This is a genomic window from Rhodococcus sp. 14C212, assembly GCF_011058195.1.
Taxonomy (GTDB): domain Bacteria; phylum Actinomycetota; class Actinomycetes; order Mycobacteriales; family Mycobacteriaceae; genus Rhodococcus; species Rhodococcus aetherivorans.
In genome coordinates this window covers 68,758-81,909 of record NZ_JAALEH010000009.1, presented here as the reverse complement: position 1 = coordinate 81,909, position 13,152 = coordinate 68,758, and the positions used below count along the sequence as shown (strand labels likewise).

Sequence of the window (13,152 nt, the reverse complement as noted above, 5' to 3'; positions counted from 1 at the left end):
ATCGCTCTAGGCTCGGCGCATGACGCGCCCCCTCGCCCTGCTCGACGACTACAGCGCCGCCCTCGCCGACGCCGGCCTCGACGTCCCGGCGGACCTGGCCGCCGGCCTCCGCTGCGCCCCGGCCGGGCAGTTCCTCGCCGCCCGGCTGCCGGTGGTCGACCTCGCCACGGGGGCCGTGGCGGCCTTCGCGGCGGCCGCCGACCGCTACCGCCGCACCCGCGGGCTCGAGCCGCAGGGGGCGCGGCTCGACCCGGAGCGCATCGCCGCGTCGTTCGCCGGGGACCGGATGCTGCGCCTGGCCGGCCGGCCCGTTCACGGGTTCGCGGCACTGTCCGGGTTCTTCGCCGCCGCCGACGGATGGGTGCGGACCCACGCCAACTACCCGCACCACCGCGTGCGTCTGCTCCGCGCACTCGACCTGCCGGACGATGCGGGCCGTGACCACTGCGCCGCCCGGATCCGGCAGCTGCCCGCCGCGGCGGTCGAGGACGCGGCCGCCGCGCACGACGCGATCGCGGGGCGGGTGCGCACCGAGCACGAGTGGGCCACCAGCCCGCAGGGCCGGGGCGCGGCGGCGGGCCCGCTGGTACGGATCCTCGCCCGGTCCGACGGTGCCGGCGAGACCCGCTCCGGCGGCGATCCGGCGCGGCCCCTGAGCGGGATCCGGGTGCTGGACCTGACCCGGGTGATCGCCGGTCCCGTCGCCGCCCGGGCGCTGGCCCTGCTGGGGGCGGACGTGCTGCGCGTCGATCCGCCCGCGCTGCCCGAGATCGCCTGGCAGCACGCCGAGAACGGGCAGGGCAAGCGCACCGCGCTGCTGGACCTGCGCACGCCCCGCGGCCGGGAGACGTGCCGCCGCCTGCTCGCCGACGCCGACGTCCTGCTCACCGGCTACCGGCCCGGGGCGCTCGACGCGCTGATCGGCGTACCCGGCACGACGCGGCCGGGCCTGGTGCACGGCCGGGTGTGCGCGTGGGGGTGGTCCGGACCGTGGGCGCCCCGGCGCGGCTTCGACTCGATCGTGCAGGCCGCCTCCGGGATCGCCGTCGCCGAGGGCCGCCCGGACGCGCCGGCAGCGCTCCCGGCGCAGGCGCTCGACCACGCGAGCGGCTACCTGCTCGCGGCCGGGGTGCTCGACGCGCTCACCGCTCGGCTCCGGGACGGGCGGGGCCGCGACGCGGCGGTCGCCCTGGCCCGCACCGGGGCGTGGCTGCTGCGGGCGCCCGGCCGGGACCCGCATCCGGCGGCGCCGGCGAACCCCGGCGCGGACACCGTGGCCACGCACGCGGCGGTGACCGCGGCCCGGCCGGCGCTCGCCGAGTATCCGGACTATCCGTTCCCGGCCCGCGCGTGGGGCGCCGATCCGGCGGCCTGGGCCCCGGCTCCGGTGGTCTAGGGTGCGGCGTCGAACGCGTCGAGGATCTGCTGGGCGGCCAGGGCTGCCGTGAGCGAGCCGTCGCGCACGGCGCGTTCGACGTCGCCGCGGAGCGCGCGCACCCGTGAGTTGGTCTCGAGCCGGCGCAGCAGCTGGTCGTGCACCATGGTCCAGGTCCAGTCCACCAGCTGGCGGCGCCGGTTCTCCTCGAACAGGCCCGCCTCGGTGAGCACCCGGCGGTGTTCGAGGACGGTGTCCCAGAACGTGTCCAGGCCGGCGCCCTCGAGGCCGCTCATGGTGATCACCGGTGGTTTCCACACCGCGTCGTGCGGGTGCACGAGCCGCAACGCGCCGGCGAGCTCACGGGCCGCGACCCGCGCGTCGCGTTCGAACGGCCCGTCGGCCTTGTTCACCGCGACGAGGTCGGCGAGTTCGAGGACGCCCTTCTTGATGCCCTGCAGCTGGTCGCCGGTGCGGGCGAGGGTCAGGAAGGTGAAGCAGTCCACCATGTTCGCGACGGTGACCTCGGACTGCCCGACGCCGACGGTCTCGACGAGGATCACGTCGAATCCGGCGGCCTCGAGCAGCACCATCGTCTCGCGGGTGGCCTTGGCGACGCCGCCGAGGGTGCCGGCCGTCGGGGACGGCCGGATGTAGGCGTCGCGCTGCACCGACAGCCGGGCCATGCGCGTCTTGTCGCCGAGGATGGAGCCGCCGGTGCGGGTCGACGACGGGTCCACCGCGAGCACCGCCACCCGGTGGCCCTTGCCGAGCAGGTACATGCCCAACGCGTCGATGAAGGTGGACTTGCCGACGCCGGGGACGCCGGTGATGCCCACGCGCATCGCGCCGCCCGCCTCCGGGAGCAGGCGCAGCAGCAGTTGCTGCGCCTGCTCGCGGTGGTCGTCCCGGGTGGATTCGACCAGGGTGATCGCCTTCGCCAGGCCGGCCCGCCGGTTGGCGAGCACGGCCTCGGCGAGGGCGTCGACGTCGACCGCGGGCCGACGGGTGGGACTGCCGACCGGGGTGCTGCCCATGCCGGGTCAGGCTCCCAGGTCGTGACCGAGCTGGTCGGCGAGCTTGTGCAGCAGGCCCACCGCGGCGTCCGCGATGACGGTGCCCGGCGGGAAGATCGCCGCGGCCCCGGCCTGGTACAGCTCGTCGAAGTCGCCGGGCGGGATGACGCCCCCGACGACGATCATGATGTCCGGGCGGCCCACCTCGGCGAGGGCCTCCCGCAGCGCGGGCACCAGGGTCAGGTGTCCCGCGGCCAACGACGACACGCCGATGACGTGCACGTCGTTGTCGGCCGCCTGGTTCGCGACCTCTTCGGGGGTCTGGAACAGCGGTCCCACGTCGACGTCGAAGCCGAGGTCGGCGAAGGCGGTGGCGATCACCTTCTGTCCGCGGTCGTGACCGTCCTGCCCCATCTTCGCGACGAGGATGCGCGGCCGGCGGCCCTCCTCCTCGGCGAACTTCTCGACGAGTTCGGTTGCCGTGCTGATGTTGCCCGCCTTTCCGGCCTCGTCCCGGTAGACCCCGCTGATGGTGCGGATCTCGGCCTGGTGCCGCCCGTACACCTTCTCGAGGGCGTCGGAGATCTCGCCGACGGTGGCCTTGGCGCGGGCCGCGTCGATGGCCAGGGCCAGCAGGTTGTGGTCCGGGCCGCCGTCGGCCGAGCCGGCGGCGCGGGTCAGCGCGTCCAGCGCGACCTGCACGGCCTCGGGATCACGGTCGGCGCGCAGCTGCTCGAGCTTGGCGATCTGCTCGGCCCGCACGCGGGAGTTCTCGACCTTGAGGACCTCGATCTCGTGGTCCTCGGTGACCTGATACTTGTTGACGCCGATCACCGGCTGGCGGCCGGAGTCGATCCGCGCCTGGGTGCGGGCCGCGGCCTCCTCGATCCGCAGCTTCGGAATGCCCTCGGAGATGGCCTGGGCCATGCCGCCGGCCTCCTCGACCTCCGCGATGTGCTTGCGGGCGCGGTTGGCGAGCTCGTGGGTGAGCCACTCGAGGTAGTACGAGCCGCCCCACGGGTCGATCGGCCGGGTGGTGCCCGATTCCTGCTGCAGCAGCAGCTGGGTGTTGCGGGCGATGCGGGCGGAGAAGTCGGTCGGCAGTGCCAGCGCCTCGTCGAGGGCGTTGGTGTGCAGCGACTGGGTGTGGCCCTGGGTCGCGGCCATCGCCTCGATGCAGGTGCGGGCGACGTTGTTGAACACGTCCTGCGCGGTGAGCGACCAGCCGGAGGTCTGCGAGTGGGTGCGCAGCGACTTGGACTTGGCCGACTTCGGGTGGAACTTCTCGACGAGCTCGGCCCACAGCAGGCGGCCGGCACGCATCTTGGCGATCTCCATGTAGAAGTTCATCCCGATGGCCCAGAAGAAGGACAGGCGCGGGGCGAACTTGTCGATCTCCATGCCCGCGTCGAGGCCGGCGCGGAGGTACTCGACGCCGTCGGCGAGGGTGTAGGCCAGCTCGAGGTCGGCGGTCGCACCGGCCTCCTGGATGTGGTACCCGGAGATCGAGATGGAGTTGAAGCGCGGCATGTTCGCGCTGGTGTAGGCGAAGATGTCGGAGATGATCCGCATCGACGGCTTGGGCGGATAGATGTAGGTGTTGCGGACCATGAACTCCTTCAGAATGTCGTTCTGAATGGTTCCGGCCAGCTGCTCGGGCTTGACGCCCTGCTCCTCGGCGGCGACGACGTACAGCGCCAGGATCGGCAGGACGGCGCCGTTCATGGTCATCGACACCGACACCTGCGACAGGTCGATGCCGTCGAACAGCTGCCGCATGTCGAGGATCGAGTCGATCGCGACCCCGGCCATGCCGACGTCGCCCTGCACCCGGGGATGGTCCGAGTCGTAGCCGCGGTGGGTGGCCAGGTCGAATGCCACCGACAGGCCCTTCTGCCCGGCCGCGAGGTTGCGCCGGTAGAAGGCGTTGGACTCGGCGGCCGTGGAGAAGCCCGCGTACTGGCGGATGGTCCACGGCTGGTTGACGTACATCGTCGGGTACGGGCCGCGGACGAACGGCTCGAGGCCCGGGTAGCTGCCCAGCGGGTAACCCTCGGCGACGATCCGGTCGCGGTCCGCCTTGGTGTAGACGGGCTTGACGTCGATGCCCTCGGGCGTGGACCACACCACCTGATCGGTCGTGTAGTGGTTGGCGGCGGCGACCGAGTCGACGAGCGCCGTGGCCTGCTCCTCGGTGGGGGCGGCGGGAGCCGGCGCCGCCGGATCCGTCAGCGGGACGTCGGCGAAGCTGCCGATCTCGTGTTCGATGCTCACTTACGCTCCCAGGGTGGTCAGCAGGTCGGTCAGCGCGGCGATCGCGTCGATCCTGGCGGTGAGGAACCCGTCCGGGCGCTCGGCGCCGGTGGTCTCGCTCACGGCCTTCTCCGGTCCGGCGAGCAGGACGGTGCCGATCCCGGCGTCGCGGAGCGCGGTGACCGCGGCGCCGGCGTGTTCGCCGTAGCGTTTGTCGGTGCCGCACACGACGGCGACGGCGGCGCCCGAGTCGCGGACGGCGGCGGCGATGCTGTCGTCGGCGACGGACAGCGGGCCGGGGTTGACCGTCTCGATGCCGCCGGAGGCGAGCAGGTTCGCGGCGAACGTCGTGCGGATGTTGTGCTCGGCGATCGGGCCGAGCGGGGCGAGCAGCACCCGGGGCCGGGCGCCGTGCGCGGCGAGATGGATGTCGGAGCGGTTGCGCAGCGCCTCGAACGCCGCGGCGTACCGGGCGACGTCGGCGCCGGCGGTCTCCGTGGGCAGCGGCGCCTCGGCGAGGTTCGGGAACTCGTTGACGCCGGTCACCGCGGTCCGGCGGTGGGCGATGTCGGAGTCCCGGCGGGCGCGGGTGGCGGCGATGCGCTCGCCGATCAGGCCGTCGTCGAGGGCGGCGCGGTAGCCGCCGGCCGCCTCGATCTGCTGGAAGAACTCCCACGCCTTGGCCGCGATCTGCGCCGTGAGTTCCTCGACGTACCAGGACCCGGCGGCCGGGTCGAGGACGCGGCCGAGGTTGGACTCCTCGAGCAGCAGCAACTGGGTGTTGCGGGCGATGCGCGCGGAGAAGGCCTCCGACACGCCGAGCGCACCGGCCGCCAGGGCGGTGTCGAACGGGAGCACGGTGACCGCGTCCGCGCCGCCGATGCCGGCGCCGAACGCGGCGAGGGTGGTGCGCAGCATGTTCACCCAGGGGTCGCGCTGGGTCATCATCGCGGCGGAGGTGACGGCGTGCTGGGGGGCGTGGCCGGCGTCGGCCGCCCCCACGACCTGCGCGATGCGGGCCCACAGTTGCCGGCCGGCCCGGAACTTGGCGATGGTCTGGAACTGGTCGTCGGTGGCGGCGAGCCGGAACTCGATCTGGCCGAGCGCACGGGCCGCGGACTGGCGGCTGCCGGTCAGCTCGCGCAGGTACTCGAGGCCGGCGGCGACGGCGGCCCCGAGTTCCTCGGCGTCGGCGGCACCGGCGTTGTGGAACGCGGTGCCGTCGACGGTGAGGGCCCGCACGGTCTCGGCGCGGTCCGCGGCGGTGTGGGCGAGTTCGACGGCCTGGGCGACGGTGACGTCGGCCCGACCCGAGAACGCGCTGGTCAGCGGCGCGGCACCGAGGTGCAGGCGCACGGCGGCGCGGTCGGCGACGTCGGTGCGCGCATCGAGCAGGGCGTAGAGGGCAGCCGCGGCGGCGGCGGTGTCGGCGCCGGCGTCGAGGGTGACCGGCGCGAGGTCGAACAGGACCTTGTCGAGCGCGGCGGGCAGGTCGGCGATCGCGACGCCGTCCGTGCCGACGCGCAGCCACAGGGCGCTGACGCCGTTCTCGAGGGCGTCGAGGATGCGCTCGTTCACGTCACCGGCGGTGTCGCCGAAGCGGGCGCTGACGAGCCAGCCGGTGTTGACGTCGCGGGTCGCCGAACCGCCGCGGACGAACGGGAAGGAGCCGGGCAGCGGCGCCTCGGGACGCTCGTCGCGCACGCCGTAGAGGGGGGCGACGGCGACGTCGTCATAGGTGGTGGTCGCGAGCAGCCGCTGCGGTTCCGGTCCGAGCTCCGCGGGGTCGACGCGGCGGGACTTGGCCAGCACCCCCGCCACCGCCTCCTGCCACTGCGCGTAGGCGCGCGCAGCGTCCTCGGCTTCTGAAGCTAATGACACGTGAGGGTCCTCTCGTACGCAGCGGGCGGGCTCGCCGAACACGGCCGTGGGAAACCTTAAACCGATCTCGATGTGATGCTAGCCGCATACACGCCGCCCCTATTGTGGGGATCACCACAGTTTCCCTAGCGATCGATAATGTCGTCGCCTAAGGAATCTACCGGGTGCCGAGGCGACCGCTCGTCCGGCCCCCGGCCCCGGTATCGTGACCGTTCGTGACGAGGATGCTGCGGGACCGCCGGATCCTCGGCGCCCTCGCCGTCCTGGCCGCGCTCGCGGTCGTCGCCCTGCTGCTCCCCCACCCGTCGGTCGGCGAGGTGCGGGCATGGGCCGAGTCGGCCGGGCCGCTCTTCCCGCTGCTGTTCTTCCTGATCCACGCCGTGGTGACCGTGGCCCCGTTCCCGCGGACGGTGTTCACCCTCAGCGCCGGGGTGCTGTTCGGGTCGGCCACCGGGATCGCGGTGACCGTCGCCGCCACGACCGTCAGCGCCGTGCTGGCGCTGCTGCTGGTGCGCGCGATCGGTCGTGGCGTGGTCGAGGCTCACCTGAATCATCCGACGGCACAGGCGGTCGACGAGCGGCTGGCCCGCCGGGGCTGGCTCGCGGTGGGGTCGCTGCGGCTGATCGCGCCGCTGCCGTTCGCGGTGGTCAACTACTGTTGCGGGGTCTCGTCGGTGCGGCTGGTCCCGTACACGCTGGGCACGGTCGCCGGCATCCTGCCGGGCACCGTGGGCGTGGTGCTGCTCGGCGACGCCCTGACGGGACGGACCGATCCCGCACTGCTGGCGGTCTCGGCGGTGTGCATCGCCCTCGGCGCGTCGGGACTGTGGCTCGAGTCGCGCCTCCCGGCACCCCGCCCCGCACCCGATTCCTCAAGCCTGAAACCTTGATTATACGCATTCAAGGCTGCATCCTTGAGGGATGTTCGTGTTGACTGTCGACCAGCGCGGCAGCCGGCGCGACGTCGACCGGGTCGCGGACCTGCTCACCGAGCTGCGCGACGCCGAGCTGCTGCGACCGTTCGAACGCACCGCCGGCGACGAGGTCCAGGCCGTCGCCGACGACCCGGCCGTCGTCGTCGATCTCGCCCTCGACCTCGTCCGCCGCGGCCACTGGAGTGTCGGCATCGGCATCGGCGCCGTCGAACAGCCCCTGCCGGCGCAGACCCGCGCCGGCCGGGGACCGGCCTTCGAACACGCCCGCCGCGCCGTCGACCGCGCCAAGAACGCCCCCGCGCGGGTCGCCGTGGAGGGACCGGACGCCGCCGCGGCCGCCGACGCGGACGCCGCCCTCACCCTGGTGGCGCTGCTGGTGACCCGCCGGTCCGACGCCGGGCACGAGGCCGTCGACCTCGTCCGGGCCGGGCTGACGCAGGCCGAGGCCGCCGCGCGGCTCGGCATCAGCACCCAGGCGGTGTCGCAGCGCCTGGCCACCGCAGGCTGGCAGGCCGAACCGGCCGGCCGCGACCTCGCCCGCCGCCTCCTGGAAAGGGCCGACCGTTGACCGTCGTCACCCTGGTTCTGCTCGCCGTCGCCGCGCTCGCCCCGGCCCTGAGCCTGCGCCGCGGCGCCCCCGTGTGGCTCGTCGCCGGGCTCGCCACCGCGGCGCTCGCCGGTGCCGCCCTCACCGCGACGGCCACCCCCGCCGTGCACGGCGCCGCCCTCGCCGCGACCCTGGTGCTCACGACCCTGGCCGCGGTCACCGGGGGCGCCCCCGCCGTGCTGGCCTCGTTCCGCATCGCCCGCCGCCAGCCCGACGCGGGACCGGCCCCCTCGCCGTCGCCGGCCGGCCCCGAACCGCCGCCCGGGCCGCTGCGCGGCGGGCGGGTGATCGGCCTGCTCGAGCGGGCGGCGGTCGCCGCCGCGATCCTGTCCGGCTGGCCGGAGGGCATCGCCGTCGTGCTGGCCGTCAAGGGCCTGGCCCGCTACCCCGAACTGCGCGAACCCCAGGCCTCCGAACAGTTCATCATCGGCACCTTCACCAGCGTGCTGTGGGCGATCGCGGCGTGCGGGGTCGGGCGGGGCCTGCTCACCTGAACGGCCCTCCGGTCACTGCGGTTCGCCGTGCCGCTGCCCCGGCTGCGGCTGCACCCATCCGCCCGTGATCGGCTCCGACGGCGGCAACGCCGTCGCGGGGGACGCGGCCGGCTCCCCGCCCCTGCGTTGGGCGCCGGTCGGGTTGTGCACCGCCGGATCGACCGGCTTGCGGGCAACGGCCTCGGCGGCGGCGACGGCCTGCGCGACCTCCGGGTCACGCGCGGTGGAGAACCAGTCCGCCACCTCCTCGGTGTCGTCCTCCGGCCGCGGGAGCCTCTCGTCGACCGGGCTCGGCTCGAACCGGAACACCCCGTCCTCACCCGGCGCACCGAGGTGCCGGGCGAAGCCCTTGAGGGCGTCCCCGAAATCGCTCGGCACCATCCACACCTTGTTCGCGTCGCCCCGCGCCATCTGCGGCAGCGTCTGCAGATACTGGTACGCGAGCAACTCGGGCGTCGGCCGCCCGGACTTGATCGCCGCGAACACCTTCTCGATGGCCTTCGCCTGGCCCTGCGCCTCGAGGTACTTCGCGGCGCGGTCACCCTGGGCGCGCAGGATCCGCGACTGGCGATCGGCCTCCGCCTCGAGGATGGCGGCCTGTTTGGCGCCCTCGGCCGACAGGATCCGGGACTGCTTGTCGCCCTCGGCGGTCTTGATCGCCGACTCCCGGTGTCCCTCGGCGGTGAGGATCATCGCCCGCTTCTCCCGGTCCGCCTTCATCTGCTTCTCCATCGACTCCTGGATCGACGGCGGCGGATCGATGCTCTTGAGCTCCACCCGGGCCACCCGCAGTCCCCAGCGGCCGGTCGCCTCGTCGAGCACGCCGCGCAGCTGCCCGTTGATCGAATCGCGGGAGGTCAGCGTCTCCTCGAGGGTCATGCCGCCGACCACGTTGCGCAGCGTGGTCACCGTCAGCTGCTCCACCGCCGCGATGTAGTTGCTGATCTCGTACACGGCGGCCTGCGGATTCGTCACCTGGAAGTACACGACCGTGTCGATGCTCAGGGTGAGGTTGTCCTGGGTGATCACCGGCTGCGGCGGGAACGAGACCACCCGCTCGCGCAAGTCCACCTTGGCGCGGATCCGGTCGACGAACGGCACCAGGAACGTCAGCTGTCCCGACACGGTCCGGTAGTAGCGGCCCAGCCGCTCGATCACCGCGGCCTCGGCCTGCGGCACCAGGGCCACCGACTTGACGACCACCAGCGCCACGAACGCCACGACGACGGCGAGCACGATCAGCGCTTCCATCTACGGCCCCTTCCACACGACGGCCGTCGCGCCGTCGATCTGCATCACGGTCACGGTCGTGCCGGGCGGATACACCTCGGTGACGTCCAGCGGACGCGCAGTCCACACCTCACCGTCCAGCTTCACCTGCCCGGAGTGCGCGGCCACCTGCTCGAGCACCAGTGCCTGCTTGCCCGGCAGGGCGTCCACGTTCGTCGCCTTCGCCGGCGGCAGCGCGTAGCGCCGGCGCAGCACCGGCCGCACCCCACCCAGCAGCACCAGCGACGACACCGCGAACACCACCGCGTCGGCCCACACCGGCAGATCCGTAGCGGCGGACACCCCGGCGGTGGCCAGGGCCGCGCCGCCGAGCATCAGCAGGACGAAATCACCCGTCAGCGCCTCCGCGGCGGCGAGCACCAGTCCGGCGATCAGCCATATCAATGCCGACACGACGCCATCCAACCACAAATCGGACATCGCGGATGGATCCGCAGGTCACGGCCGCGGCGCGGTCAGTCCCCGGTGGGCTCGGTGACGAAATCGACGAGCCGCTCGACCGCCCCGATCAGCGGCGCCTCGAGATCCCGGAAGCTCGACACCGCCGAGTAGACGCGGCGCCACCCGTCCTGCGGGCTGCCCCACCCCAGCGCCCGGCACACCCCGGTCTTCCAGTCCTGCCCGCGCGGAATCGTCGGCCACGCCTCGATTCCCAGCGCCCGGGGCCGCACCGCCTGCCACACGTCGACGAACGGATGCCCGGTGACGAGCACGTGCGGCCCGAGATTCGCGGTCAGCCGCTCCTCCTTGGATCCGGCGACGAGATGGTCGGCGAGCACCCCCACGCGGCGGCCGGGACCGGGTGCGAACGCGGCGAGCCGCTCCCCGAGATTGTCCAGGCCCTCGAGTTGCTCGACCACGACCCCCTCGACGCGCAGATCGTGCCCCCACACGCGTTCGACGAGGGCCGCGTCGTGCACGCCCTCCACCCAGATGCGGCTGCCGCGCGCGACCCGCGCCCGCAACCCCTCGACCTTCGTGGACCCGGACGCGGACCGGGTGGGGCCGCCCGCCGTCGGCCGCGGGACGGACCGCACCAGCGTCACCGGCCGGCCGTCGAGGAGGAACGCGGCGGGGCGCAGCGCGAACAGCCGGGTACGCCGCGACGCGTCCTCGAGCCGGACGAAGTCGCCGTCGTAGGTGCGTTCGATGCCGACGATCGCACCGCACCAACCGGACGCGGCGTCCTCGACCACCAGGTCCTTCTCGGCGGGCACCTCGGGGATCGGGGGCTTACGGGCGCGCGGATGGCCGGCGAAGATGTCGCCGCCGTACATGTCGGGACTCACGCCCGCCACGTTAGGGCCGCCGCGGCCGCAGCGGCGGGAGGGCACGCCGACCGGCCGTGGCCCCGTCGCCGGGACGGCGCCTATGCTCGGACACCGTGAGTTCACCCGGTCAGACCCTGACGGTGTGGGCCGGCTCCTGGTTGGCCGGGCACGCCGCACCGGACGACGTCATCGACGCCCTGCACGCCTGGGCGCCGATGCATCTGGTGGTCTCCCGCGACGAGCCCGCCGCCGACTTCTCCGCCGTGCCCGAGCGTTCGCCCGTCGACGGCGCCGCCGTGCTGCTGTCCGCGCTGCGCCGGGCCGATCCGGCCGGCGTGGACGGGATCCGGCTGGTGCTGCCCGTGCCCGGCGACGTGCGGGGCCTGCCGCCGGGCACCGAGCTGGCGCGCGCCGCGGTCGCGGCCGGAGAGGCGGTGCTCGCCGGCGCACCCGGGACCCCCGGTCTCGGCTTCGTCCCCTCGGTGGAGGGGCCGGACGTGCTGGGCTGGACGCTGTTCGCGGTCCCGGCGGTGCCCGAGCCGCCCGCCGAGCCCGGCCTTGGGGAGGCCGAGTTCGCCATGCGTGAGGCGGTGCGGGACGCCGCGGCGAGGGTGGGCCGGGTGCTGACCGTCGGCGCGGACGGCCGCACCGCCGACCCCCGGGAGCAGATCGCGGCCGAGGTCGCCGAACATGCGCGGCACCGGTATCCGGAGTCGATGCCGGGCCGCGCGGCGCGCATCCTCGACTCGGCCGATCAGGTCGCGGCCATCCTCACGGTCGCCGGCCGTGGTGTGGAACCGCGCGCCGCCTCGGCCAGCGGGCAGGCCGCGCGGGAGGAGGCGCTGCGTCCGCTGTGGGCCGCGGTGCGGGCCGCGCGGCTCGGGGCGGTGGCGGCCGCAGTCCGGGCGGGGCATCACGCCTGACCCGATGCCGCGGACACGCCGCGCGGGACTGCCGGCGGCGCGACGACGGTCTTCTCCGTCCGGATCGCCACCCGCACCACGATCAGCAGCAGCAGCGACACCGCGAACCCGGCGAGCGCCCCGAACTGCCGCAGGTCGAACAGGAACACCTGGGTGACGAGCAGATTCACGACGACGGAGGCGTACAGCAGCCGCAACGCCGGCAGATCGCGGCGCCGCGCGAACTGCCAGAGCCCGGCCACGATCAGCACGGCGCTCACGGCACCGGAGATCTCGGCGCCGAGCTCGGAGAGGCCGGCGTCCTCGTCCTCCCACCCCGGCCCGGCCAGCAGGATCGCCAGCCCGACGAGGGTGTGCGCGGCGTGCACGGCGAACACCGCCAGCACGAGCCGACGGGCCGCGGCGGTCGCCGCCACGGCCGTGACCCGGCGCTCGAGCCGGTCGCGGGCCGCGGCGATGCGCCCGTCGAAACCGGCCGGCGCCGCGACCGGTGCGGCCAGCCCTGCCCGCACCGCCCCGGCGAGTTCCCGCTGCGCCGGGTCCCGCACCCCCGCCAGCATGTCCAGGGCGCGGCGGCGGGCGAGGTCGTCGAGCTGGCCGAGCACGAGATCGGTCAGCGCCTCGAGCCCGACGGCGAGGCGCTGCCGGTCGGTCGGGCCGCGCCGCAGCAGCGCCACGCGGGCGCCGAGGTAGAACGCGACGAGCACCACGTACATCACGGCGACGGCGGGCCGGAAGAAGTAGTCGACGTCGGTGGTGAGGAACTTGCCGACCTCGTCGAGGAACAACCCGAAGCCGATCCCGCCGAGCAGGGCGGCGCGCATGCGCACCCGGCTGCCGTGCCGGATCAGGGTCCCGACGAGGGCGACGGCCATGAGCAGCCCACCCCACAGCACGTGCGCGATGTGCAGGGTGCCGCCGCCGATCTGCGGGTAGCCGGTCGCGGCGAGGTAGCCGCGGGTGACGAGCACCGTCGCGACGGCGGCGACGAGGAACACCTCGACGCGGGTCAGGGCGGCGTCGTCGACGGCGGTGGGCGGTGCGGTCACGGTGCGGCCTTTCGTCGGCGGGGCGGGCCGGTGGCGGCCGGCGTGCTCCTGGGTCACA

General features: G+C 74.2%; 12 protein-coding genes. 5 read left to right on the top strand and 7 right to left on the bottom strand.

Features of this window, described 5'->3' with window-relative positions:
• Positions 1-19: 19 nt before the first annotated feature.
• Positions 20-1,396 (top strand): CoA transferase, encoded by a 1,377-nt coding sequence (locus G6038_RS06960; protein ID WP_165036899.1) that lies wholly within the window; start codon positions 20-22, stop codon positions 1,394-1,396.
• Here the strand turns inward: G6038_RS06960 and meaB are convergent.
• From meaB to mutA, 3 genes are read right to left on the bottom strand one after another with little or no spacing between them, the layout of a single operon-like run.
• Positions 1,393-2,412, bottom strand: coding sequence for a methylmalonyl Co-A mutase-associated GTPase MeaB (meaB, locus tag G6038_RS06955; protein ID WP_165036897.1), 1,020 nt, complete (start codon positions 2,410-2,412; stop codon positions 1,393-1,395). The two genes, G6038_RS06960 and meaB, sit on opposite strands and share 4 nt — an antisense overlap.
• 6 nt (positions 2,413-2,418) lie before the next feature.
• Positions 2,419-4,665, bottom strand: a complete 2,247-nt coding sequence (gene scpA / locus G6038_RS06950; RefSeq protein WP_165036895.1) for a methylmalonyl-CoA mutase — start codon at positions 4,663-4,665, stop codon at positions 2,419-2,421.
• The gene (gene mutA, locus G6038_RS06945; protein ID WP_165036893.1) at positions 4,666-6,525 is read right to left on the bottom strand and encodes a methylmalonyl-CoA mutase small subunit; all 1,860 of its coding nucleotides are present in this window, start codon (positions 6,523-6,525) and stop codon (positions 4,666-4,668) included.
• Between the two features lie 215 nt (positions 6,526-6,740).
• On the opposite strand from mutA, the gene G6038_RS06940 reads away from it, so the two are divergent.
• Genes G6038_RS06940 through G6038_RS06930 form a run of 3 tightly spaced genes read left to right on the top strand, consistent with a single transcriptional unit; the run spans position 6,741 to position 8,561 of the window.
• Entirely contained in the window at positions 6,741-7,415 is a 675-nt protein-coding gene (locus tag G6038_RS06940; RefSeq protein WP_346772760.1) for a TVP38/TMEM64 family protein, read from the top strand.
• Between the two features lie 31 nt (positions 7,416-7,446).
• Complete coding sequence (locus tag G6038_RS06935; RefSeq protein WP_165036891.1) at positions 7,447-8,028, top strand: hypothetical protein; 582 nt, start codon at positions 7,447-7,449, stop codon at positions 8,026-8,028.
• Entirely contained in the window at positions 8,025-8,561 is a 537-nt protein-coding gene (locus G6038_RS06930; RefSeq protein ID WP_165036889.1) for a hypothetical protein, read from the top strand. The genes G6038_RS06935 and G6038_RS06930 overlap by 4 nt, the downstream gene beginning before the upstream one ends.
• A gap of 12 nt (positions 8,562-8,573) precedes the next feature.
• On the opposite strand, the gene G6038_RS06925 is transcribed toward G6038_RS06930, so the two are convergent.
• From G6038_RS06925 to G6038_RS06915, 3 genes are all read right to left on the bottom strand, one after another.
• Positions 8,574-9,812, bottom strand: a complete 1,239-nt coding sequence (locus tag G6038_RS06925; RefSeq protein WP_165036887.1) for an SPFH domain-containing protein — start codon at positions 9,810-9,812, stop codon at positions 8,574-8,576.
• Positions 9,813-10,244 (bottom strand): NfeD family protein, encoded by a 432-nt coding sequence (locus G6038_RS06920; protein WP_346772759.1) that lies wholly within the window; start codon positions 10,242-10,244, stop codon positions 9,813-9,815. It lies immediately after the preceding gene.
• A gap of 62 nt (positions 10,245-10,306) precedes the next feature.
• Positions 10,307-11,128 (bottom strand): DUF3097 domain-containing protein, encoded by an 822-nt coding sequence (locus tag G6038_RS06915; protein WP_165036953.1) that lies wholly within the window; start codon positions 11,126-11,128, stop codon positions 10,307-10,309.
• 107 nt (positions 11,129-11,235) lie between these two features.
• On the opposite strand from G6038_RS06915, the gene G6038_RS06910 reads away from it, so the two are divergent.
• Complete coding sequence (locus G6038_RS06910; RefSeq protein ID WP_165036883.1) at positions 11,236-12,045, top strand: hypothetical protein; 810 nt, start codon at positions 11,236-11,238, stop codon at positions 12,043-12,045.
• Here the strand turns inward: G6038_RS06910 and G6038_RS06905 are convergent.
• Positions 12,036-13,094, bottom strand: a complete 1,059-nt coding sequence (locus tag G6038_RS06905) for a hypothetical protein (RefSeq protein ID WP_165036881.1) — start codon at positions 13,092-13,094, stop codon at positions 12,036-12,038. The two genes, G6038_RS06910 and G6038_RS06905, sit on opposite strands and share 10 nt — an antisense overlap.
• Between the last annotated feature and the right edge of the window lie 58 nt (positions 13,095-13,152).